Annotated in this window: 23 protein-coding genes; 13 read left to right on the forward strand and 10 right to left on the reverse strand. The window is 45.8% G+C overall.

Annotated features, from left to right (window positions below):
* Positions 1 to 106 precede the first annotated feature (106 nt).
* From citS to nosA, 6 genes are all read left to right on the forward strand, one after another.
* Positions 107 to 1735 (forward strand): two-component sensor histidine kinase, encoded by a 1629-nt coding sequence (gene citS, locus BSU_07580; protein ID NP_388639.1) that lies wholly within the window; start codon positions 107 to 109, stop codon positions 1733 to 1735.
* Positions 1707 to 2387 (forward strand): two-component response regulator, encoded by a 681-nt coding sequence (citT, locus tag BSU_07590; protein ID NP_388640.1) that lies wholly within the window; start codon positions 1707 to 1709, stop codon positions 2385 to 2387. The genes citS and citT overlap by 29 nt, the downstream gene beginning before the upstream one ends.
* Positions 2388 to 2389: 2 nt before the next feature.
* Positions 2390 to 3349: a putative tricarboxylate transporter component gene (gene yflP / locus BSU_07600; RefSeq protein ID NP_388641.2), complete on the forward strand. Its 960-nt coding sequence runs from the start codon at positions 2390 to 2392 to the stop codon at positions 3347 to 3349.
* Positions 3350 to 3544: 195 nt separating this feature from the next.
* Positions 3545 to 4846 carry a transporter of divalent metal ions/citrate complexes gene (gene citM / locus BSU_07610; RefSeq protein NP_388642.1) on the forward strand — a complete coding sequence of 434 codons (1302 nt, stop codon included), beginning with the start codon at positions 3545 to 3547 and terminating at the stop codon, positions 4844 to 4846.
* A 55-nt stretch (positions 4847 to 4901) separates the two neighbouring features.
* Positions 4902 to 5696, forward strand: coding sequence for a putative metal-dependent hydrolase (gene yflN / locus BSU_07620; RefSeq protein ID NP_388643.1), 795 nt, complete (start codon positions 4902 to 4904; stop codon positions 5694 to 5696).
* 118 nt (positions 5697 to 5814) lie between these two features.
* Positions 5815 to 6906 carry a nitric-oxide synthase gene (gene nosA, locus BSU_07630; RefSeq protein NP_388644.2) on the forward strand — a complete coding sequence of 364 codons (1092 nt, stop codon included), beginning with the start codon at positions 5815 to 5817 and terminating at the stop codon, positions 6904 to 6906.
* On the opposite strand, the gene acyP is transcribed toward nosA, so the two are convergent.
* The gene (gene acyP / locus BSU_07640; RefSeq protein ID NP_388645.1) at positions 6897 to 7172 is read right to left on the reverse strand and encodes an acylphosphatase; all 276 of its coding nucleotides are present in this window, start codon (positions 7170 to 7172) and stop codon (positions 6897 to 6899) included. The two genes, nosA and acyP, sit on opposite strands and share 10 nt — an antisense overlap.
* Positions 7173 to 7238: 66 nt before the next feature.
* On the opposite strand from acyP, the gene yflK reads away from it, so the two are divergent.
* The gene (gene yflK / locus BSU_07650) at positions 7239 to 7904 is read left to right on the forward strand and encodes a putative sulfur carrier (protein NP_388646.1); all 666 of its coding nucleotides are present in this window, start codon (positions 7239 to 7241) and stop codon (positions 7902 to 7904) included.
* Positions 7905 to 7944: 40 nt separating this feature from the next.
* Here yflK and yflJ read toward each other — a convergent pair whose 3' ends face one another.
* The 4 genes from yflJ to mapB all read right to left on the reverse strand — a co-directional run bounded on the left by yflJ (position 7945) and on the right by mapB (position 9646).
* Entirely contained in the window at positions 7945 to 8082 is a 138-nt protein-coding gene (gene yflJ / locus BSU_07660) for a hypothetical protein (RefSeq protein ID NP_388647.1), read from the reverse strand.
* Between the two features lie 156 nt (positions 8083 to 8238).
* Positions 8239 to 8394, reverse strand: coding sequence for a hypothetical protein (yflI, locus tag BSU_07670; RefSeq protein ID NP_388648.1), 156 nt, complete (start codon positions 8392 to 8394; stop codon positions 8239 to 8241).
* Between the two features lie 106 nt (positions 8395 to 8500).
* Entirely contained in the window at positions 8501 to 8815 is a 315-nt protein-coding gene (gene yflH, locus BSU_07680; RefSeq protein ID NP_388649.1) for a putative enzyme, read from the reverse strand.
* 81 nt (positions 8816 to 8896) lie between these two features.
* On the reverse strand, positions 8897 to 9646 hold the full coding sequence (gene mapB, locus BSU_07690; protein ID NP_388650.1) for a methionine aminopeptidase B: 750 nt from the start codon (positions 9644 to 9646) through the stop codon (positions 8897 to 8899).
* 171 nt (positions 9647 to 9817) lie between these two features.
* On the opposite strand from mapB, the gene nagP reads away from it, so the two are divergent.
* Entirely contained in the window at positions 9818 to 11176 is a 1359-nt protein-coding gene (gene nagP / locus BSU_07700) for a phosphotransferase system (PTS) N-acetylglucosamine-specific enzyme IICB component (protein NP_388651.1), read from the forward strand.
* A 32-nt stretch (positions 11177 to 11208) separates the two neighbouring features.
* Here the strand turns inward: nagP and ltaSB are convergent, their stop codons facing one another.
* Positions 11209 to 13158 carry an enzyme responsible for polyglycerolphosphate LTA synthesis gene (ltaSB, locus tag BSU_07710; protein ID NP_388652.1) on the reverse strand — a complete coding sequence of 650 codons (1950 nt, stop codon included), beginning with the start codon at positions 13156 to 13158 and terminating at the stop codon, positions 11209 to 11211.
* A gap of 100 nt (positions 13159 to 13258) precedes the next feature.
* Between ltaSB and yflD the strand changes: the two genes are divergently transcribed.
* From yflD to yflA, 3 genes are all read left to right on the forward strand, one after another.
* Positions 13259 to 13396 carry a hypothetical protein gene (gene yflD, locus BSU_07720; protein NP_388653.1) on the forward strand — a complete coding sequence of 46 codons (138 nt, stop codon included), beginning with the start codon at positions 13259 to 13261 and terminating at the stop codon, positions 13394 to 13396.
* Positions 13397 to 13414: 18 nt separating this feature from the next.
* On the forward strand, positions 13415 to 13807 hold the full coding sequence (yflB, locus tag BSU_07735; protein ID NP_388655.2) for a hypothetical protein: 393 nt from the start codon (positions 13415 to 13417) through the stop codon (positions 13805 to 13807).
* A 124-nt stretch (positions 13808 to 13931) separates the two neighbouring features.
* Positions 13932 to 15347 (forward strand): putative aminoacid transporter, encoded by a 1416-nt coding sequence (gene yflA, locus BSU_07750; RefSeq protein ID NP_388656.1) that lies wholly within the window; start codon positions 13932 to 13934, stop codon positions 15345 to 15347.
* Here yflA and yfkT read toward each other — a convergent pair.
* From yfkT to yfkQ, 4 genes are read right to left on the reverse strand one after another with little or no spacing between them, the layout of a single operon-like run.
* Complete coding sequence (yfkT, locus tag BSU_07760; protein ID NP_388657.1) at positions 15344 to 16420, reverse strand: putative spore germination integral inner membrane transporter; 1077 nt, start codon at positions 16418 to 16420, stop codon at positions 15344 to 15346. The genes yflA and yfkT overlap by 4 nt on opposite strands.
* A gap of 23 nt (positions 16421 to 16443) precedes the next feature.
* The gene (yfkS, locus tag BSU_07770) at positions 16444 to 16644 is read right to left on the reverse strand and encodes a putative spore germination D protein (protein NP_388658.1); all 201 of its coding nucleotides are present in this window, start codon (positions 16642 to 16644) and stop codon (positions 16444 to 16446) included.
* 15 nt (positions 16645 to 16659) lie between these two features.
* The gene (gene yfkR, locus BSU_07780) at positions 16660 to 17814 is read right to left on the reverse strand and encodes a putative spore germination protein (protein NP_388659.1); all 1155 of its coding nucleotides are present in this window, start codon (positions 17812 to 17814) and stop codon (positions 16660 to 16662) included.
* Entirely contained in the window at positions 17795 to 19336 is a 1542-nt protein-coding gene (gene yfkQ, locus BSU_07790) for a putative spore germination protein (protein ID NP_388660.1), read from the reverse strand. The genes yfkR and yfkQ overlap by 20 nt, the downstream gene beginning before the upstream one ends.
* Before the next feature lie 192 nt (positions 19337 to 19528).
* Between yfkQ and treP the strand changes: the two genes are divergently transcribed.
* Both treP and treA read left to right on the forward strand, forming a co-directional pair.
* Positions 19529 to 20941 carry a phosphotransferase system (PTS) trehalose-specific enzyme IIBC component gene (treP, locus tag BSU_07800; protein NP_388661.1) on the forward strand — a complete coding sequence of 471 codons (1413 nt, stop codon included), beginning with the start codon at positions 19529 to 19531 and terminating at the stop codon, positions 20939 to 20941.
* 70 nt (positions 20942 to 21011) lie between these two features.
* Complete coding sequence (treA, locus tag BSU_07810; RefSeq protein ID NP_388662.1) at positions 21012 to 22697, forward strand: trehalose-6-phosphate hydrolase; 1686 nt, start codon at positions 21012 to 21014, stop codon at positions 22695 to 22697.
* Positions 22698 to 22702 lie beyond the last annotated feature (5 nt).

Here is a 22702-nt window from a genome sequence, read left to right on the forward strand (position 1 = left end):
TCTGCCTTTTTTTATTTTCACTCCTTCGTAAGAAAATGGATTTTGAAAAATGAGAAAATTCCCTGTGAAAAATGGTATGATCTAGGTAGAAAGGACGGCTGGTGCTGTGGTGAAAAAGCGGTTCCATTTTTCCCTGCAAACAAAAATAATGGGGCTGATTGCGGCTCTGCTGGTCTTTGTCATTGGTGTGCTGACCATTACGTTAGCCGTTCAGCATACACAGGGAGAACGGAGACAGGCAGAGCAGCTGGCGGTTCAAACGGCGAGAACCATTTCCTATATGCCGCCGGTTAAAGAGCTCATTGAGAGAAAAGACGGACATGCGGCTCAGACGCAAGAGGTCATTGAACAAATGAAAGAACAGACTGGTGCGTTTGCCATTTATGTTTTGAACGAAAAAGGAGACATTCGCAGCGCCTCTGGAAAAAGCGGATTAAAGAAACTGGAGCGCAGCAGAGAAATTTTGTTTGGCGGTTCGCATGTTTCTGAAACAAAAGCGGATGGACGAAGAGTGATCAGAGGGAGCGCGCCGATTATAAAAGAACAGAAGGGATACAGCCAAGTGATCGGCAGCGTGTCTGTTGATTTTCTGCAAACGGAGACAGAGCAAAGCATCAAAAAGCATTTGAGAAATTTGAGTGTGATTGCTGTGCTTGTACTGCTGCTCGGATTTATTGGCGCCGCCGTGCTGGCGAAAAGCATCAGAAAGGATACGCTCGGGCTTGAACCGCATGAGATCGCGGCTCTATATCGTGAGAGGAACGCAATGCTTTTCGCGATTCGAGAAGGGATTATTGCCACCAATCGTGAAGGCGTCGTCACCATGATGAACGTATCGGCGGCCGAGATGCTGAAGCTGCCCGAGCCTGTGATCCATCTTCCTATAGATGACGTCATGCCGGGAGCAGGGCTGATGTCTGTGCTTGAAAAAGGAGAAATGCTGCCGAACCAGGAAGTAAGCGTCAACGATCAAGTGTTTATTATCAATACGAAAGTGATGAATCAAGGCGGGCAGGCGTATGGGATTGTCGTCAGCTTCAGGGAGAAAACAGAGCTGAAGAAGCTGATCGACACATTGACAGAGGTTCGCAAATATTCAGAGGATCTCAGGGCGCAGACTCATGAATTTTCAAATAAGCTTTATGCGATTTTAGGGCTGCTTGAGCTTGGGGAGTATGATGAAGCCATTGATCTGATTAAAGAGGAATATGCGATACAAAATGAACAGCATGATCTTTTATTCCATAACATCCATTCGCAGCAGGTGCAGGCCATTTTGTTAGGGAAAATAAGCAAGGCATCGGAAAAGAAGGTCAAGCTGGTGATTGATGAGAACAGCTCACTCGCGCCTCTTCCTGCGCATATCGGCTTGTCCCATCTTATTACGATTATTGGCAATTTAATTGATAACGCTTTCGAAGCTGTAGCGGAGCAAAGCGTGAAGGAAGTTTTGTTTTTTATCACGGATATGGGCCATGACATTGTCATTGAAGTATCAGACACAGGGCCCGGTGTGCCGCCAGAGAAAATAGAAGCTGTGTTTGAGAGAGGCTATTCTTCAAAGGGGATGAGGAGAGGCTACGGTCTGGCCAATGTGAAAGACTCAGTGCGTGAACTGGGCGGCTGGATCGAACTGGCGAATCAAAAAACTGGCGGGGCGGTATTCACTGTATTTATACCGAAGGAGAAACAAAGGGGGAATCCATTTGATTCACATCGCGATTGCGGAGGATGATTTTCGAGTTGCGCAAATCCATGAGAGATTGATTAAACAGCTTGATGGATTCAAGATTATCGGCAAGGCGGCTAACGCAAAAGAGACATTGGCGCTTTTGAAGGAACACAAGGCTGATTTGCTTCTGCTGGATATTTATATGCCGGACGAGCTTGGGACCGCGTTGATTCCTGATATACGAAGCCGATTTCCTGAAGTGGACATTATGATTATCACAGCGGCAACAGAAACCCGTCATTTGCAGGAAGCGCTAAGGGCGGGAATTGCCCACTATTTGATCAAACCCGTAACAGCTGACAAGTTCAGGCAGGTGCTGCTTCAGTATAAAGAAAAAAGGAAGCTGCTCATGTCTCAGCCGGAGGTCAGCCAATCCATGATCGACCATATTTTTGGGAACGGTGTGAAGACAGCTTTGCCGGCAGAGGATTTGCCGACTGGCATTAATTCGATTACACTGCGAAAAATTAAGGAAGCGCTTCAGACTGCGTCAGAAGGATTGACAGCGGAGGAACTTGGGGAAAAAATGGGGGCGTCACGAACAACTGCCCGCCGTTATGCCGAGTACCTTGTGTCAAAGGAAGAAGCAAGAGCCGAGCTTGAATACGGGATTATCGGCAGGCCGGAGAGAAAATATTATTTGGCGGCGGATTAGATATGAAAAAATCTATAATCCTATTGAATATTCTATTGATCTTTATGCAGGGTGATATCAGGCAGGCGGCTGCGCCGCGCCTGCCGGACGGGCCGATAGAAATTGTCGTCCCTGCCGAACCTTCTGGCGGCTGGGATGTCACAGCGCAGGCGATCCAATCAGTTTTGAGGCAGAAGCAGATCGTGAAGGATGATGTTCATATCGTCTATAAATCCGGCGGCGGGGGAGAGAAAGGCTGGAAATATGTCAACAAAAGCAGCAAACAAACCATCAGCATGACGTCCAGCCTAATATTGAGCAATGATCTTCTCGGGCAAAGCAAATTAAAAATGTCCGATTTTACGCCGCTCGCCATTCTCTCCAAGGAATGGCAGACGGTTGCATTGCCAAAAGGATCAGCGTTAACAAATGGCAAGGATGTGCTGAATGAGATCAACATGCATCCCGGCAAGGTGAGAATCGGCTTTGCCCCGGGGTTTGGCAATGATGATCAGCTCTCGTTCGTCAGAGCGGCAGATATGTACGGCATTGACCCGTTTGACATTCAATTCTCACAGTATGACAGCAGCGAACAGCTCATTCAGGCGCTGATCAGACATGAGATAGAAGCGGCTTCCATGACACTTTCTGAAGCGAAACCATATGAACGAAACGGCGATATCACGTTAGCCGCTGTAACGTCTGATAAAAGACTTCCCGGTTTTCCAAATGTACCGACGTGGAAGGAGCAGGGAATCCCGTTTGTTTTTTCTCATTGGAGAGGGATTTTGGGCCCGAAAAATATGTCTGAGGAAGAGATTTCTTACTGGGATCAAGCGCTAAAGAAGGTCACCTCCTCACCTGAATGGAAGCGGAAAATAAACGAACAGGACTGGGAAAGCTTTTATTTAAACAGCAGGGAAACGAAACGGTTTTTAGAAGAGCAATCTGCTTTTTATCAAAGCATCATGACAGGAAATTAAAATCCCGACATCCCGGGATTTTTTTCATGCCGAAAATTGATCAAAAAGAACAAAACGGTTTTAAAAAATTAAAAATACAAAAAAACCAAATTATTTACTTGCGGTTGGTTTTCCCATACGATGGCAAAAAGGCAAGACAAAAAGGGGAGTAAGGGAGAAAAAAATGTAAGCGGATTCATTTAAGGGGGAATGGATGTGTTAGCAATCTTAGGCTTTCTCATGATGCTTGTGTTTATGGCATTGATCATGACAAAACGGCTTTCTGTTTTAACAGCATTAGTTTTGACGCCGATTGTGTTTGCGCTTATCGCCGGATTTGGATTTACTGAAGTTGGGGACATGATGATTTCGGGGATTCAGCAAGTCGCGCCGACTGCGGTCATGATTATGTTTGCGATCTTATATTTTGGAATTATGATTGATACAGGCCTGTTTGATCCAATGGTTGGCAAAATTTTAAGCATGGTCAAAGGAGACCCTTTAAAAATTGTTGTCGGGACAGCGGTTCTTACAATGCTCGTCGCCTTGGACGGAGATGGCTCGACAACGTACATGATTACGACAAGCGCCATGCTTCCGCTCTATTTGCTGCTAGGCATCCGGCCAATTATCTTGGCAGGAATCGCGGGAGTCGGCATGGGAATCATGAACACGATTCCATGGGGAGGTGCGACGCCGAGGGCGGCGAGTGCGCTGGGGGTTGATCCAGCTGAGCTTACAGGGCCGATGATTCCTGTCATTGCAAGCGGGATGCTTTGTATGGTGGCAGTTGCGTATGTGCTTGGAAAAGCGGAACGAAAGCGCCTTGGTGTGATTGAACTGAAACAGCCAGCCAATGCCAATGAACCGGCTGCTGCGGTTGAAGATGAGTGGAAGCGGCCGAAGCTTTGGTGGTTCAATTTATTGTTAACGCTTTCTTTAATAGGATGTTTAGTATCGGGTAAAGTCAGTTTAACCGTACTGTTTGTCATTGCGTTTTGTATTGCGCTGATTGTGAATTATCCCAATCTCGAGCATCAGAGACAGCGCATCGCGGCGCATTCCAGCAACGTGCTGGCTATCGGTTCAATGATTTTTGCTGCGGGGGTGTTCACGGGGATTTTGACAGGCACGAAAATGGTTGATGAAATGGCGATCTCGCTCGTGTCCATGATACCGGAACAAATGGGCGGATTGATCCCGGCGATTGTTGCCTTAACAAGCGGCATTTTCACATTTTTGATGCCGAATGACGCGTATTTCTACGGGGTGCTGCCGATTTTATCAGAAACAGCTGTCGCATACGGTGTGGATAAAGTGGAAATTGCCAGAGCCTCTATTATCGGCCAGCCGATTCATATGCTGAGTCCGCTTGTGCCATCCACTCATTTGCTTGTCGGACTCGTCGGAGTTTCTATTGATGACCATCAAAAATTCGCATTGAAATGGGCGGTTCTCGCAGTGATCGTCATGACGGCTATCGCTCTATTGATCGGTGCGATCTCTATTTCCGTATGATAATTCAGGCGTAATGACACACACTAACGGCATACAACATTCCGGAGGTGTCATTATGAGTGATCCTTATATGCCGCTGACTTCAGTCAGAAGCGGAGCGGGGTTCGAAGCGGCAAAAGGGGTGCACGGCCTGACTGTGCAAATTGCGAATGTCTATTTTATTCAGCTGCCTTCTGAACCTCACTCATTTGTTTTAATTGATGCCGGCATGCCCCAATCAGCCGGCGTGATTGTCAATGAAGCCAAACAAAGATTCGGTGAAGGGTTTCAGCTGAAGGCGATTATCCTCACACACGGGCACTTTGACCATATTGGGGCAATCGAAGAGATCCTTGAGCATTGGGATGTGCCTGTTTATATCCATTCTCGGGAAATGCCTTATGTAACAGGTAAAGAGGATTATCCTCCGGCTCGTCCTGACAGCAAGAGCGGGCTGGTCGCTAAGCTGTCGCCGCTGTTTCCGCGGCACTCTATCGATATTTCCTCACATGTCCAGGCACTGCCGGAAGACGGTTCAGTTCCTTTTCTTGACGAGTGGATGTGGATCGCGACACCAGGACACACGCCGGGCCATATTTCGTTATTCCGCGATGACGGCCGCGTGCTTGTGGCAGGTGATGCTGTTATTACAGTGGAACAGGAGAAAATGGCTGACGTCTTGATACAAAAACAGGAGCTTCACGGGCCGCCGGCTTATTTCACGCCTGACACAGAGACGGCCGCTGAGTCCATTCTAAAGCTGGCCGGTCTTGAACCGGAAGCGTTATTGACCGGGCACGGCATACCGATGACCGGCAAAAACTTTCGAAGTGACTTAACTGAATTGGCAAATCGGTTATCGTCTATTTGACACCCGCACCACGCGGGTGTTTTTTATTGTTTTCCAGGAAGTTGCAGAAAAATCATTTGTCTTGCCGCTTAAAAACGATACAATGAAAAGCATGAAGTGATGTGAAGGGGAGAGTTTGTTGGAAGAAAAAGAAATACTCTGGAACGAAGCGAAAGCGTTTATTGCCGCATGCTATCAGGAATTGGGAAAGGAGGAGGAAGTGAAAGACCGTCTCGCGGACATTAAAAGTGAAATTGACCTGACCGGAAGCTATGTACATACGAAGGAAGAGCTGGAGCACGGAGCGAAAATGGCTTGGAGAAACAGCAACCGCTGCATCGGCAGATTGTTCTGGAATTCGCTGAATGTTATCGACAGACGAGACGTCCGGACGAAGGAGGAAGTGCGTGATGCCCTCTTTCACCATATTGAAACCGCCACCAATAACGGGAAAATCAGACCGACCATTACGATTTTCCCTCCGGAAGAGAAGGGTGAAAAGCAAGTCGAGATCTGGAATCATCAGCTGATCCGGTACGCTGGATATGAGTCAGACGGAGAAAGAATCGGCGACCCGGCTTCCTGTTCCCTGACAGCAGCCTGCGAAGAGCTCGGCTGGCGCGGAGAGCGAACGGATTTTGACCTGCTGCCGCTCATTTTTCGCATGAAAGGGGACGAGCAGCCTGTCTGGTATGAGCTGCCGCGTTCACTTGTGATTGAGGTTCCAATCACACATCCGGACATCGAGGCGTTTTCTGATTTGGAGCTGAAGTGGTACGGCGTGCCTATTATTTCTGATATGAAGCTTGAGGTCGGGGGCATTCATTATAATGCCGCGCCATTTAACGGCTGGTATATGGGCACGGAGATCGGAGCGAGAAACCTCGCAGATGAAAAGCGGTACGACAAGCTCAAAAAAGTAGCGTCCGTGATCGGCATCGCCGCTGATTACAATACGGATTTATGGAAGGATCAAGCGCTAGTTGAATTGAATAAAGCTGTGCTGCACTCGTATAAAAAGCAGGGTGTCAGCATCGTTGACCATCATACAGCGGCAAGCCAGTTTAAACGGTTTGAAGAACAGGAGGAAGAAGCGGGCAGAAAGCTGACGGGGGACTGGACGTGGCTGATTCCGCCAATTTCACCCGCTGCCACTCATATCTTCCACCGCTCCTATGATAACTCAATCGTTAAGCCGAACTATTTTTATCAAGATAAGCCTTATGAGTAAACAATAGAAAATCGATGATGGCCTTCAAGGCTGCGGGATTCAGTCACAGAGATGTCGGTAACCTTTGAGAAAGGGCTTCCGTTCTTTACAGCCTCAACAAACGATTGCAGGGCGTTTTCCGGACCCTCTGCCAAAATCTCGACACGCCCGTCATCACGGTTTTTGACCCAGCCGGCCAGTTTTCGCTTATCAGCTTCCATTTGAACAAAATAGCGAAAGCCCACACCTTGAACCCGGCCGTCTACAATGATTCGGTATTGAAGCATGTAAAAACCACCTTTTCTTTTTATGATAATCAATCATTTTACAACCTGTAAAGGGGATGTGTTTGTATGAAACAAGAGCGCTATTCAGTTCTTTCTCTTAATCTGGGAAAACCGCAGACGCTTGAATATGACGGAAAGAAAATCGAAACCGGCATCATGAAGCGGCCGGCTAAATCAGCCGTCATGCTGTATCGGGAGAATTTTGAAGGAGACGGACAGGCGGACCTCGTCAACCACGGCGGACCTGATAAGGCTGTCTGTGTCTACCCGGCGGAGCATTATCCGTTTTGGGAAGAGTTCCTCTCAAGACCGCTGTCAAATGCCGCATTTGGAGAAAATCTGACGGTCGCGGGCCTGACTGAGGAGAATGTTTGCATCGGGGATGTGTTCAGACTTGATGAAGCTGTTGTTCAGGTCAGCCAGCCGCGCCAGCCGTGTGTAAAGCTGGCGAAAAAGTTTGGTGTAAAAGAAATGGTGCTGAAGGTCCAGCAAACCGGCTATACAGGGTTTTATTTTCGCGTGCTGGAGGAGGGCAGGGTGTCTCCCGGCGCGAACCTTGAATTGCTGTCCAGAGGAGAGAAAGGCATATCCGTCCAGTTCGCGAACCGCATCAACTACCATGATGCAAAAAATCTCACCGCCATTGAACGGATTTTAAGTGAGGCTGCACTATCGGAAAGCTGGAGAGCGTCCTTTATGAAAAAAAAGGACAGGCTGCTGCCGGTTGAATAGAAAAAAGCCGCGCATATCAACGTGCGCGGCTTTGCCATATTTAAGATTGTTTTTTCTTTGATTCAAGCAGGTTGGCAAGAAAATAGGTTTTATAGCTTTGAAGCTTTCTTCCTTCATGGTGCGTGATCCCCTGCTTTTTTAGTTCTGCCACATACCAGCCTTTACTGCCGTAATGCATGTCAGAAAACTCCTTTCCCTATCTGATTTCGAAACGATTGGCATTGTAACATCTATAAAAAGATGCTGAAAAGAGATGCGGGGAAAACTGAGCCTTTCGCACTAGATGTACGAATGTTCTTCTGAATGTATATGCGGAGCAAAAGCCGAATATGATTTAATGGCCGGTTAGTTTGATCATGACAACGCCAAATGTCATAATGGCGAAAACAATGCCGATATATGTGAGCATCCCGTTTTTTTTCTTAACGCCGTAAACGGTCATAATGATGCCTTCAATGAAAAAAATGATGCCGAAAATAATAAACCACATGCAGATAAAGGCTCCTTTCACAGACATAATAGTAGTGTAGCATATCTGAAAGAGCCGGGCTGTGACAATATCAAGAAAGCCGGGCGCATATCGCCCGGCTCATGTTTTATTGTTTATCAACCAATTTGACCAGAAGCTGTGCCAAATGTTCTTTCTCATCTTCGTCTGCAACGCTCCAAAGCTCTTGCAGCAGCATTTCTTCACCGTTTTGCGGCTCTTCATGCTTTGCGAGGTAGTCTCCCAGGATCGCAGCGCTTTTTACAAGCTTGCCGTCATCCAATCCCAGCTTTTTGCCTCGGTTGACTTGTTTTTTCAGGTAGCCTTTAAATTCCTCAAAGTCTTTTAAAATGTCTTCTTTTATTGTGCCATGCATCGCGTTCATTTCGTTTTCAATTTGGATTTTTTCTTGATCTCTGTTCATTGCAAGACCTCCTCGTACAGAATAATGATGCTTTACCTGCAATTGGAGGAGGTTAAACCTGCCGGAAGCCCGGAATGTGTTTTACAGTTTCGTCAGGATAATCGGTTCATCTTTTGTGATGACGATCGTGTGTTCAACTTGGGCAACCATGCTTTTATCCGGCGTCTTGAACGTCCAGCCGTCTCCAGCTTCAACAATCGTTTCTGCTTTCGTTGAAATAAACGGTTCAAGCGCGATGACTGTGCCATTTTTGAACAGCGCATTATCAAACGGATCATAATAGTTCATGATGTGGTTCGGCGCTTCATGCAGGCTTCGGCCGATTCCGTGGCCGGTCAGGGTTTTGATGACGGTAAAGCCTTGAGAGCGTGCTTCATGATAAACGGCTCTTCCGATCTGGTTTTGGCGCTTGCCCGCTTTTGCCTGCTGAAGCCCCTTTTGAAAAGCGTTTTCCGCGCATTGGCAAAGCTTATGAAGGCGTTCTTCTCCTTCACCGAGCACAAATGAGATGCCTGTGTCGGAATAGAAGCCGCCAAATTCAGCGGAGATGTCGATGTTGACAAGGTCCCCTGCTTTTAAAATTTTGGATGTGCTTGGTATGCCGTGAGCCACTTCATCATTTACGCTGATACATGTCACACCTGGAAAATCGTATTCCTTCTCAGGAGCTGAAACGGCGCCGTGCTCATCAAGCACAGCTTTTCCGATAAGGTCAAGGTCTTTTGTGCTCATGCCGGGCTCTGCCTTCCGCTTCATTTCTTCACGCGCAAGCGCGACGATTCTTCCGATTTTTTTCAGGCCTTCTAATTCTTGATCGTTTGTTACAATCATCTGTCATTCCCGCTTTCTTTTTAAATAATCTAGATTAAGCTTACCACAACTGTCTTAAAAATAGGAAACACACGGACCTGGGAAAAAAGAAATACCCCCGGGAAAATTGGTATAGATCACTAGATATCTTATATGGTATATTTGAAAAAAAAGGGTATGAGGGGGATGGGTATGCTTTCATTTTTACAAAAACTCGGGAAGTCATTTATGCTCCCGATTGCGGTTCTGCCTGCGGTTGGAATTATCCTTGCGCTTGGCAGAGAGGATGTATTTAATATCCCGTTTGTCTATCAGGCGGGGACGGCGGTTTTTGATCATCTGCCGCTTATTTTTGCGATCGGTATTGCCATCGGCATTTCAAAAGACAGCAATGGGGCAGCGGGTTTATCAGGGGCGATATCGTATCTGATGCTTGACGCGGCAACAAAGACAATTGATAAAACAAATAACATGGCGGTGTTTGGGGGAATTATTGCCGGTTTAATTGCCGGTTACACCTATAACCGCTTCAAGGATACCAAGCTGCCTGAATATCTCGGGTTCTTCAGTGGCAGACGGCTTGTGCCGATTTTAACAGCCATTATTACGATCATTTTAGCGGGCATATTCGGAGTGGTCTGGCCGCCGATTCAATCGTGTATCAACTCGTTTGGAGAGTGGATGCTCGGGCTCGGCGGCATCGGGGCAGGCATATTCGGCCTATTCAACAGGCTGTTAATTCCGCTTGGCCTTCACCATGTGCTGAACAATATTTTCTGGTTCCAATTCGGAGAATATAACGGAGTGACAGGGGATTTGGCGCGCTTTTTCGCGAAAGATCCGACTGCGGGCACATATATGACCGGATTTTTCCCAATCATGATGTTCGGTCTTCCGGCGGCGTGTCTGGCTATGGTTGTGACTGCGAAGCCGTCTAAACGGAAAGCGACGGCTGGAATGATGATTGGATTTGCTTTAACGGCGTTTATCACAGGGATTACGGAGCCGATTGAGTTTGCATTTATGTTTTTATCTCCGCTTTTATACGCTGTTCACGCGGTCTTAACCGGGTTATCTTTATTTATCGTCAACTGGCTCGGCATCCGCTCAGGCTTCTCTTTTTCAGCCGGAGCTATCGATTATGTGCTCAGCTATGGAATCGCGGAAAAACCGCTGCTTCTGCTTTTGGTAGGTATATGCTATGCGGCAGTATACTTTATCGTGTTTTATGTACTGATTAAGGCTTTGAATTTAAAAACGCCTGGACGGGAAGACGATGATGTGGATGAAGTGCTGGATGAAAATACTGTTCAGGATGTAAATGAAAACATCATGCTGAAAGGGCTCGGCGGAAAAGAAAACCTTCAAACCATTGATCATTGCGCCACAAGGCTGCGACTGACTGTGAAGGATACCGCTTTGGTGGATGAAGCACTGCTAAAGAAAGCAGGCGCAAAAGGGGTTGTCAAATCGGGCGGGCAATCGGTTCAAGTCATTATTGGCCCGAATGTGGAATTTGCAGCTGAGGAATTGAGGGCTGCTGTCAAATAAAAAAGCGGAGAGGGCAACCTCTCCGCTTTTTCTTATTTATCTTCGTTATCCTTTGACGTTTCGGAAGAATCTTCGTCATGTTTTGTGTAATCATAATCAGAAGGATTCACCTTCTTAAAACCTTTCGGCTCGTAGAACCGCAGCAGGTCTCCGTTTATGATTTTATCGGACATTTCAAGTTCCTTCTTGACGAGTGAGTCTTCTGACTTGTCGACTTCGGATTCATCGAGTTCTTTTCCGGTTTTCGTGTCGTAATACTTACCGGATATTTTCGTGTACTTCGGTGAAATAAAGTCTCCGTTTCGGAACGGAATCACTTCACGGTGTTCTTTCGATAAAATATCAGAACCGGACATCAGATAGTCCTTCGTATCCACTCCGAGCAGATGCAGAATGGTAGGAGCCACATCAACGTCTCCGGCATATTTATGAACTTTCTCGCCCTTCACGCCGGCAGCGTGGATAAAGAGCGGCACCCGTTGAAGCTGGGCGTTGTCGTAATCAGTGATTTCATCCTTGCCAAGCACTTTCGCCATCGCTTTATTGTGGTTTTCAGAGATGCCGTAGTGGTCTCCGTACATCACAATAATCGATTTATCATATAACCCGTCTTTTTTCAGATCATTGAAGAATTGTTCAATGGACTGATCAAGGTAATGGGCTGACTGGAAATAGTTATCGACGACAGAGTCACCAAAGTCTCCAGCCGGGAAGTCTGTATCCCCCTCATCCATTCCGAATGGGAAGTGGTTGGAAAGGGTAATGAACTTCGTATAGAACGGCTGCGGCAGGCTTTCCAGCAGCGGCATTGATTCTTTGAAGAACGGTTTGTCTTTCATGCCGTAGTTTTTCGTGTTTTCTTCGTTCATGTCATAGTAAGCAGAATCAAAGAATTTATCAATGCCTTCCGCCTTGTACATTTCGTTACGGTTCCAGAACGTCTGCGTGTTCCCGTGGAAAGTAGCAGATGTGTAATTCTTAGACTTCAGAATCGCCGGAACGGATTGCAGCGTGTTTTGCGCTTTGTTTACGAAAACTGAACCTTGAGCCAGCGGGTACAGAGAGTTTTCCATCATAAATTCAGCATCAGATGTTTTACCTTGTCCCGTTTGGTGGAAAAAGTTATCAAAGTAGAACGTTTCGTTATCATGTGCCAGTTTATTTAAGAATGGTGTCACTTCTTTGCCGTCAATTTTATAGTCGATGATAAATGACTGCAAAGATTCAAGTGAAACGTAAATGACGTTTTTTCCTTCCGCTTTGCCGAAATACACGTTATTCGGCACATCGTAATTGGCTTTCATGTAGTTTTCTACTTCCGTTACGTCGCTGGAATCGGCAAGCGCGCGCTGGCTGTTGGACTTGATATTCTGTACAGCGTCATAAATCGTGAAATTGTATGTTCCCAAGTATTTCACAAGATAGTTCCGGTCGAATGATCTTGTCAGCAATTCAGGACGGTCTGATTCCGCAACTGCCAGGTTGATCAAGAACACAAGAATTGAAGACGCAAAAATAATTCGGAACGATTTTTTGCTTGACGTTTCGGCAGGCTTGTTTACTTTGATCGCCAAGATGATCAGGATGATCGTATCGATAAAGTAAAAGGCGTCAGTCGGTCTCATCAGCGAAAATGCGCTGTCACCGAGTTGGCCGCCGTTTGTTTTAGCCTGCATAATGACCGGAATTGTAATAAAATCATTGAAAAATCTGTAGTACACAATGTTGGCGTACAGTAAAAAAGACATTAAAAAATGAATCACTATAATGGCTGTCTGCTGTAATTTTTTCTTGAACAAGAGTCCAAAGCCAAGAAAGAACAAGCTTGAGCTAAGAGGATTCACAAAAAGCAATATTTTTTGTATCGTGTTGTCTATTCCTAAGTTGAAATTCAGGACATAACCGACATACGTTTTGATCCATAACAGGACGACCGCAATTAAGAAGAAGGCCAGTCCTCTTTCTTTTATAAATGTTTTCATTGTTACACTCCTTTTTTCCGATCCAGTTCGAGCGAAACGATAGAAAAAACGAACGTATCCAATATAACACGAATCAGCAGATTAGAAAAGTGAAAATCGTATGAGGGAGAAAGTGGCGAAAAACGCCGTCGAATCAACGTTTCGCTTTGATATTACCAAATGTAAAACAAGGTATCTTTCTAGAAATAAAGGAATAAAATGGTACATTGAGAATTGTATGATAAAATATAAGGTATAGATAAAAAGAGGTGAAATGATGGATTTTTCCCATATTGTGTCTGAAGATAAAATTAAGCGCGCCATCAAAGACGGGGACTTTCAAAACCTCCCGGGAATGGGGAAGCCGCTGCCGAAGGATGACGCGGCACACTTGCCGGAATCGCTGCGCATGGGCTATCGTATTTTGAAAAACGCGGGAATGGCAGAGGACGAGGGCGCGCTCAAAAAAGAGCTTATGACCATCGACCATTTAATCGAAAAGTGCTATGACGAAAAAGAACGCGAGCAATTAATCAGAAAAAAATCTGAAAAGCAATTGCTGCTTGATAAGCTTGTCGACAAAAAAGGCATGTTTTCAAAGCCAGCATCCGCTTTTTATAAGAATAAAGTATATGACCGGCTTGGACGAAACAGACCTTCTTCCAGCTGATTTGTCTTGTCTGCAGGATGGCGATTGATAAAAGCCATCCTTTTTATGTTCCAAGTTCTATGTCAAAAGGTTTATGTTTTTCCATCTATGGGAAATGATTCATAAACGAAAAAAGGGTGATGGGATGGAACGACTATTAGTATGGATAGAGCATATATCTGATTGGCTGTGGGGTCCGCCGCTAATCATCCTGCTGACGGGGACGGGCTTGTATTTCACTATTTTGCTGAAAGGTTTTCAATTTCGCTATCCTTTATACATTTTCAAACAGACAATCGGCAGTGTAGGAAAAAAGCCGAAGGGAGAAGGCACAGTCACACCGCTTCAGGCATTGACCTCAGCCCTCAGTTCAACGATCGGTGCAGCGAACATTGTCGGTGTGCCCGCCGCTATTATGTTTGGGGGACCAGGAGCGGTTTTTTGGATGTGGCTTATTGCCTTATTTGCCATGGCGATTAAGTTTTCTGAAAGTGTTCTTGCTGTTCATTACAGAGAAAAAAATGAGCAGGGTGAATACGTCGGGGGACCGATGTATTACATAACAAAAGGGCTGCGCATGAAATGGCTCGGCGTATTCTTCTCTGTTGCGCTGATTGTGGAGCTGATTCCCAGCATTATGGTTCAGGGAAATTCGGTTTCAGTCTCGCTTGCCGAGACGTTTTCTTTCAATAAAATATACGCAGGAATCGGAATTGCATTTTTGATTGGGTTAGTGGTGATAGGAGGGGTAAAGCGGATCGGAAAAGTAACAGAGTTTGTCGTGCCTCTTATGGCAGGGGCATACGCAGGTGCCGGTCTCCTGATTGTTCTCATGAATCTATCATCAGTGCCGGCGTTTTTCTCTCTCGTTTTTTCAAATGCGTTTACCTCTTCTTCAGCAGTTGGAGGGTTCGCAGGTGCTGCGTTGGCGGAAACCGTTCGCTGGGGATTTGCCCGCGGGCTGTATTCTAATGAAGCCGGGATGGGAACAGCCCCGATTGCACATGCGGCAGCAATGACTGATCATCCTGTGCGGCAAGGGTTTTGGTCTGTGATCGGCATTGTCATTGACACCTTAATCATCTGTACGACTACCGCTTTTATCGTCCTTGCATCCGGTGTATGGACAGGGAAGAACGCCTCAAATGACCCGGCAGCACTGACAACGGCCGCATTTCAGCACTATTTCGGTTCTGGAGGAGGATACTTCGTTTCGGTTTCCCTGGTCTTCTTTGTCGTATCAACCATTATGGTTGTCATTTTTTACGGCGTAAAGCAAGCTGAATTTCTGTTCGGGCGGCTGGCAGGACATGTGATTAAATTCGTTTATTTAGCGGCTATTATCATAGGTGCCGCAGGCGGAGCAAAAGCCATTTGGGGCGTATTGGACTTAGCATTGGTTTTTATTGTTGTCCCGAATGTGATTGCGCTCTTGTTATTGAGCAGAAAGGTAAAAGCGCTGTACACCGAATTCTTTACATCTGAACAGTACTACCTGAAAGATATAAGAAAAACGAAACAAAAGCCTGTTTATCCAACAAAAGAAGCTAAAAATTCCTAGTGTTTTGCTTTTGCGCCGAACAATGCTTTGCTTTTTATGATCAAATAAATGAGTAAAGGCAGCAAAAGAGAAATCACTACATTAATGATTGGTTTGATTCTGTTAAAGTCGATTAGCTGATTTGTATTTAAAAAAAACCAAAAGCCGCATACGACTGAGAACATGCCGGTTGGTGTATACATGGCTTTCGGGTCGATTTTTGAGTGTAAAAACGAAAGGCCGTATACCACGATATATAGGGAACCTGCTATCTTCACCATAATGACCGGAATCCAAAAAGCCGCGATGATCAGGTCTGAGCGATCCAGAAAATCCGTAATGCGGATCTGCCTGATGACCATATAAGCAGGATCAAAGAAAGTAGATGTCAGGTTGGGACCAAAGACAGAAATTGAAGAAAATAACATCACGGCCAGCAATAAAGCGCCCAGCAGTATCGCGAAAATGGTGTATTTTAGCGGGACGCTCCGGTTTGAGAAGAGAAGCGGAAGGATAATCAATTCCCCCATTGTCCCAAACGCGTAATAGCCTGATTGAAGGTATGGGATTAGACCTTCAAAAACAGGTGTCAAGTTTTGAAGCTCAATTTGTGTGGCCAGCGTAAATGGAAGGAACAAGACCAGGATGCCGAATGGAAATAGGAATATCTGCGCCATTCTGGTCAATGTTTCTTTTCCCTCTCTGGCAATACAGATCGCCACAAAGATAATAACACCGCCAAGAACAGCCATTGGTGTTCTCGGGAGAAATAAAATGTTAATCAAATTGATGAAAAAACGTATATCATGAGCATTGATTAACAGGAAATACAAAGAAAACAGTAAAATGATAATCCGGCCTGCGATTGGTGAGGAATCGCTCAGCAGCTCATAGATATTTTTATCCTGATGCTTTTTCATCAGCCTATGCATGAGCCAGAGTGCCGGAATCACGATGACAACGCCGAGGATGTAGCTGTGCCAGGCATTTTGTTTTGCTGATTCGATCATGAGAATCGGAGCATGCTTTAATCCGACTGCTAACGTATACAGAGCTCCGAAAAATAATCCTTGGTATGCAGAGGTCTTGTCCATAAAGCACATCCTTTCTGTCATGTTCAAAACGGAATATATTTAAACAGGTGCCCCAGCCGCGGAAGCAGGGGATTCACTCTCATATAAATCCATAGAAAAGCACTTCCTGCAATTAGCAGGCTGAAGGCCCATTTTGTTAGATTGTTAGCGGAACGAAAATTCTTCCATTCATATGCGTATATGGCAATGCACACAATCAATGTCTGTACGATATAGCTGATCATGCTGACGCACCTCCATTAATGGCTGATCGTTTTGTATAGGACACCGCCCTGCTCAATCGTCACAATTGGGACGACGTGAACCTCCATATCCTTATATACCTCTTCCCATTCCTTTTTCAGCAGATTCTTCGTGGTTGCCGTGCTTCTGATGGTCCTGTCTTGAAAGCCGGCCGGGTCCGCCTTTAGCTTTTGCAAACGATGAACGGTGCTGATCACGTCCTTCTTTATGGTTCTGTTTAATGCTTTTTGAATGATGTAATACTGGTCATTTTCTCTCGTCTCATAGGTTGATTGGTTTTCCATAATAATTCCTTTGGCTCTGATCTCGATTGTCATTGACAGCTTTCCGTTTTTTTCAGCGGCATGAAAGGATGCATTGGACTTTTGAAGCTGAATGGATGCTTGCCCCATTTGATTCGGCAGGTCTACTATGAATTCTGGCTGGCGGGCTTGATTCAGCAACATCAGGGCTGCTGTCATGTGTTCATCTTTGAAAATATCCATCAATCTGTCCTTTTTAAAGATCGCAAGCCCGTCAATTTTCAAATTAGATTTGCCTTTCCCTCCAGGTTTTGTTTTAGATGCAGAGATGACCGGTGCATACGGATCACTGCCTATTTCTACTAGATCAGACATGAATCTGCTTAAGAAAACGGGGCGGCTCGTTGCGATAATGGCCAGCTCCCGAATCATTTCCGCCGGAAACTGTTCAAGCTGAACATCGGTATTTAAAATGTCCCGCGCTTCTCCCCGGCTGACTAAAATGAGCGCCGTTAATCTGTTCTGCGGATTTCGCGTTAAAATATCAAAGACTGGGGCAACGCCGTCTCTCGCCATATCCTCTCCAATAATGACTGTACGTCTGTGGGACGTATTGATTGTCCGTGACAAGGAGGTTTGCAGCTTGTTGTTCGCTTCTCTGATCGTAGTGCCGGAAGCTGAATCAACATACCATGTTTTTGAACCGGCAGTTCCGCCGCCGCCCCCTGTTTGTCCGCCTAATTGGCCGACCAAGGGAATCTGCATGGCCACTCGATACTGATCTTTTTTCTTATCAATGGCTGAGCTGACAACAAATGCAATGTCATTGATTTCTGTCCGGTCCCAGCACCCCGTTAGAAGGATACAAATGAGAAGCGGCAAAACACACTTATATATTGTTTTCTTCATCTTTTGGGTCCTCTCTTTTCGCTCCCTTCTGTCCGTTGCCGCGCGAATACGTGCCCGGCCTTCTGGTCATCGTCCACCAAGGCGCCCTGACAAAAATATCTTTTACTTCATCTCGTTTAAACGGAGAAATCCCGGATAAATAAGGAATGCCGAAAGATTGCAGCTTGCATAAATGAAGCACTAAGATAATCGTGCCGAGCATAATGCCGAATATCCCAAAAATACTCGCCAAAAACATAAGCGGGAAACGAAGCATCCTGATGGAGATAGCTAAGTTAAACCGCGGAATTGTAAATGACGCGATCCCTGTTAACGATACGATGATCACCATGGGGGCAGACACAATTCCCGCTTCAACAGCGGCTGTCCCAATGACTAGGGCCCCGAGAATACTGACGGTCTGGCCGATGGTTTTCGGCAGGCGCACTCCCGCCTCACGGAGAGCCTCAAAAGAAATTTCCATAATCAATGCTTCTATGATGGCGGGGAAAGGAATCGGTTCACGCGCAGAGGCCACACTGAACATTAAGTTTGTCGGCATTAAGTCCTGGTGGTATGTAATAACGGCAACATAAATAGCCGGCAAATATAAAGCAACGAATAAAAACATATAGCGAAGCCAGCGGATTAAGTTAGACATCAAATAACGCTCATAGTAATCTTCACTGGCCTGCATAAGCTGCCAAAACGTAATCGGGCCTGTTAAGACAAAGGGCGTATTATCTGTGAAAATGGCAAATCGGCCTTCGAGAAGCTGGGCGGCGACGGTGTCCGGCCTTTCTGTGTATTGCAGCTGGGGGAATGGCGAGTACGTGTCGTCTTCGATAAATTCTTCAATATATCCGCTTTCTAAGACAGCATCAATCTTTATCTTTTTGATTCTTTTTTTTGCTTTGTCAATAACCTTTGGATCGGCAAGCCCGTCAATATAGGCCAAGACAACATCGGTTTTGGTTTTCGTGCCGATTTTAAAAGAGATCATTTTAAGCTGAAACGTTTTGACGCGAAAGCGCACAAGAGCGGTATTGACCCTGAGGCTTTCAGTGAAGCCCTCTCTTGACCCTCTGATGGTCGATTCTGTTATCGGCTCTTCAATGCTTCTTCTTTGTCCGCCTTTTATATTTAAGATCAGGCCTTTTGAGTGCCCGTCGGCAAATAAAACCGCGTTCCCCTCAATGATGGATGCAGCCACTTTGCTCATACTCGTTTCTAATGCAACACTTGAAATTGATAGAGTATTTTGCAGCGCCTCTTCATGTTCATCTATTTGATCCGTCAAATGCATTAAGAAAGGGCGGAGGGCGTGATCCTGAATATGTTCAGATTTTACAATTCCTTCGATATAAACAATAAATCCGCACAGCCCGTTTCCAAAGTCAAATTGTCTAAATACGATGTCTGAGCAGCCTTCTGTTAATAAGGTCAGATTTTCGAGGTTTTCCTTCAAATTGGGAGAGATCGGTCTGTCCTGATTGTCTTCAAGCTCTTTGATGAGCTGAAGCGCTTTGTCGCGTTTATTCATAGAGGCTCACCCTGCTTTTTAATGTCATATTCAATAAGTGCTTGTGACTTTTAGGGTAACCTTGTCTGTTTCATATATTCCAGACTAGGATGAAAGCGCTATAAAAAAGTGTTGACTACCTGTATATACAGGAATACAATATGATTATAAGTTGTATATACAAGTTATAAAAACGGATACGGAGGGGTTGGCATGGGGGAACTGAACAAATCGGCACGTCAGATTGTCGAAGCAGTCGGCGGTGCTGAAAATATTGCAGCGGCAACTCATTGTGTTACACGTTTGCGTTTTGCTTTAATAGATGAAAGCAAGGTTGACCAAGAGATGCTTGATCAAATTGATGTGGTAAAGGGATCATTCTCGACAAACGGACAGTTTCAGGTCGTAATCGGCCAGGGAACTGTCAATAAAGTATATGCTGAACTGGTTAAGGAAACGGGGATTGGCGAGTCAACAAAGGATGAAGTGAAGAAGGCCTCAGAAAAAAATATGAATCCTTTGCAGCGTGCTGTGAAAACGCTTGCAGATATTTTTATTCCAATATTGCCTGCGATTGTCACGGCGGGTCTTTTAATGGGGATCAATAACATTTTAACGGCGGAAGGCATTTTCTTCAGCACAAAATCGATTGTGCAGGTTTATCCGCAGTGGGCGGATCTTGCTAATATGATTAACCTGATTGCAGGCACGGCCTTTACGTTTTTGCCTGCGTTAATCGGATGGTCTGCCGTCAAGCGGTTCGGCGGCAATCCGCTTCTCGGCATTGTGCTCGGGGTTATGCTCGTGCATCCTGATTTGCTGAATGCGTGGGGATATGGCGCGGCAGAACAAAGCGGAGAGATCCCGGTATGGAATCTATTCGGCCTAGAGGTGCAGAAAGTCGGCTATCAGGGCCAGGTGCTCCCAATTTTGCTTGCTTCTTATATGCTGGCGAAGATTGAGGTATTTTTAACAAAACGCACACCTGAGGGCATACAGCTGCTCGTTGTCGCACCAATTACGCTTCTCTTAACAGGATTTGCCTCTTTTATCATTATCGGCCCGATTACATTTGCGATCGGTAATGTACTGACTTCAGGGCTTATCTCGGTGTTTGGTTCTTTTGCCGCACTGGGCGGTCTGTTATATGGCGGTTTCTACTCAGCGCTCGTGATTACCGGTATGCATCACACGTTTCTTGCAGTCGACCTGCAGCTCATCGGTTCAAAGCTCGGCGGCACCTTTTTATGGCCGATGCTGGCGCTTTCTAATATCGCACAAGGTTCGGCGGCTCTGGCCATGATGTTTATCGTGAAGGATGAGAAACAAAAAGGCCTCTCCCTCACATCAGGGATTTCTGCTTATCTTGGCATTACAGAGCCTGCCATCTTTGGGGTGAATCTGCGATACAGATTCCCGTTTATCATTGCAATGGTCAGCTCTGGCCTGGCCGGAATGTATATTTCTTCTCAAGGTGTGCTGGCAAGCTCCGTCGGTGTCGGCGGCGTGCCGGGGATTTTCTCAATCATGAGCCAGTACTGGGGCGCGTTTGCAATCGGGATGGCTATTGTATTGATCGTGCCGTTTGCCGGAACATACGCGTATGCGAGATTCAAACATAAATAACAAGTGGGGAGCGGGACGTGTTGAACGTTCCCTTTTCCCGTTTTCAATTTAAATATGGTGGTGGAAACAGATGAAAACAGAACAAACGCCATGGTGGAAAAAAGCTGTGGTTTATCAAATTTATCCGAAAAGCTTTAACGATACGACAGGAAATGGTGTTGGCGATCTGAACGGCATTATTGAAAAGCTGGATTACTTAAAAACGCTACAGGTGGATGTGCTTTGGCTGACGCCGATTTATGATTCTCCCCAGCATGATAATGGGTACGATATTCGTGATTATTACTCGATTTATCCTGAATACGGAACGATGGAGGATTTTGAGCGGCTAGTGTCCGAAGCACATAAAAGAGACCTGAAAGTCGTCATGGATCTTGTTGTCAATCATACGTCAACAGAGCACAAATGGTTTCGCGAGGCGATCTCTTCAATAGACAGCCCGTACCGTGATTTTTATATATGGAAAAAACCGCAGGAAAACGGTTCTGTTCCGACGAACTGGGAATCGAAATTCGGCGGCTCGGCATGGGAGCTTGACGAAGCATCGGGCCAATACTATTTGCATCTGTTTGATGTGACGCAGGCTGATTTGAATTGGGAAAATGAAGAGGTCAGAAAGCATGTCTATGACATGATGCATTTTTGGTTTGAAAAGGGAATAGACGGCTTTAGGCTTGATGTCATCAACCTGATTTCTAAAGATCAGCGCTTTCCGAATGCGGAGGAAGGCGACGGCCGCTCTTTTTACACTGACGGGCCGCGGGTGCACGAATTTCTGCATGAAATGAACGAAAAGGTGTTTTCACATTACGACAGCATGACGGTCGGTGAGATGTCTTCAACAACCGTAGACCACTGCATCCGGTATACGAATCCTGACAATAAAGAACTTGATATGACATTCAGCTTCCATCATCTCAAGGTTGACTATCCTAACGGCGAAAAATGGGCCTTGGCGCCGTTTGATTTTTTGAAGCTGAAGGAGATCCTATCTGACTGGCAAACGGGGATGCACGCAGGAGGGGGATGGAACGCTCTGTTCTGGTGCAATCATGATCAGCCGCGCGTCGTATCAAGATATGGAGATGATGGCGCATATAGGGTGAAATCGGCGAAAATGCTTGCTACGGCCATTCATATGATGCAGGGCACGCCTTATATTTATCAGGGCGAGGAGCTGGGGATGACGAATCCGAAGTTCACTGACATAAGCTCCTATCGGGATGTCGAATCGCTGAACATGTATCACGCCTTTAAGGAAAAAGGAATGGCTGATCAAGATATTACAGCCATTTTACAGGCGAAATCCCGTGACAATTCCAGAACCCCCGTTCAGTGGGATGCTACGGAAAATGGTGGTTTTACAACGGGCACACCATGGATACCGGTTGCAGGAAATTACCGGGAAATCAATGCTGAAGCGGCGCTGAGGGATCAGAATTCGGTGTTTTACCATTATCAAAAATTGATTCAGATTCGCAAAATGTATGACATTGTGACAGAGGGTACGTATGAGATAATTGCAAAGGATGACCCGAACATTTTTGCGTATCTCAGACACGGCAGCAATGAAAAGCTGCTCGTGATCAATAATTTTTACGGGACAGAGGCGGCCTTTACACTGCCGGACTCTTTAGCGCCTGACGAATGGAAGGCAGAGGTGCTGTTGACGAACGATGAAGCAAGGGAAGGGCTTCAGAACATGACGCTTCGCCCATATGAGTCCATTGTTTATCGTTTAACGAAACCGTGTTAAACTAA

It is taken from the genome of Bacillus subtilis subsp. subtilis str. 168 (genome assembly GCF_000009045.1).
Lineage (GTDB): Bacteria > Bacillota > Bacilli > Bacillales > Bacillaceae > Bacillus > Bacillus subtilis.

Coding starts and splice junctions, on each gene's coding strand:
- ltaSB (NP_388652.1), bottom strand. CDS start 13,158: ATGAAAACATTTATAAAAGAAAGAGGACTGGCCTTCTTCTTAATTGCG.
- yflN (NP_388643.1), top strand. CDS start 4,902: ATGAGTGATCCTTATATGCCGCTGACTTCAGTCAGAAGCGGAGCGGGG.
- treA (NP_388662.1), top strand. CDS start 21,012: ATGAAAACAGAACAAACGCCATGGTGGAAAAAAGCTGTGGTTTATCAA.
- yfkQ (NP_388660.1), bottom strand. CDS start 19,336: ATGAATAAACGCGACAAAGCGCTTCAGCTCATCAAAGAGCTTGAAGAC.
- yflP (NP_388641.2), top strand. CDS start 2,390: ATGAAAAAATCTATAATCCTATTGAATATTCTATTGATCTTTATGCAG.
- yfkT (NP_388657.1), bottom strand. CDS start 16,420: ATGGACAAGACCTCTGCATACCAAGGATTATTTTTCGGAGCTCTGTAT.
- mapB (NP_388650.1), bottom strand. CDS start 9,646: ATGATTGTAACAAACGATCAAGAATTAGAAGGCCTGAAAAAAATCGGA.
- yfkS (NP_388658.1), bottom strand. CDS start 16,644: ATGATCAGCTATATCGTACAGACATTGATTGTGTGCATTGCCATATAC.
- yflH (NP_388649.1), bottom strand. CDS start 8,815: ATGAACAGAGATCAAGAAAAAATCCAAATTGAAAACGAAATGAACGCG.
- yflJ (NP_388647.1), bottom strand. CDS start 8,082: ATGCATTACGGCAGTAAAGGCTGGTATGTGGCAGAACTAAAAAAGCAG.
- yflA (NP_388656.1), top strand. CDS start 13,932: ATGGAACGACTATTAGTATGGATAGAGCATATATCTGATTGGCTGTGG.
- acyP (NP_388645.1), bottom strand. CDS start 7,172: ATGCTTCAATACCGAATCATTGTAGACGGCCGGGTTCAAGGTGTGGGC.
- yflI (NP_388648.1), bottom strand. CDS start 8,394: ATGTGGTTTATTATTTTCGGCATCATTTTTTTCATTGAAGGCATCATT.
- yfkR (NP_388659.1), bottom strand. CDS start 17,814: ATGAAGAAAACAATATATAAGTGTGTTTTGCCGCTTCTCATTTGTATC.
- yflB (NP_388655.2), top strand. CDS start 13,415: ATGGATTTTTCCCATATTGTGTCTGAAGATAAAATTAAGCGCGCCATC.
- treP (NP_388661.1), top strand. CDS start 19,529: ATGGGGGAACTGAACAAATCGGCACGTCAGATTGTCGAAGCAGTCGGC.
- yflD (NP_388653.1), top strand. CDS start 13,259: ATGAGGGAGAAAGTGGCGAAAAACGCCGTCGAATCAACGTTTCGCTTT.
- yflK (NP_388646.1), top strand. CDS start 7,239: ATGAAACAAGAGCGCTATTCAGTTCTTTCTCTTAATCTGGGAAAACCG.
- nagP (NP_388651.1), top strand. CDS start 9,818: ATGCTTTCATTTTTACAAAAACTCGGGAAGTCATTTATGCTCCCGATT.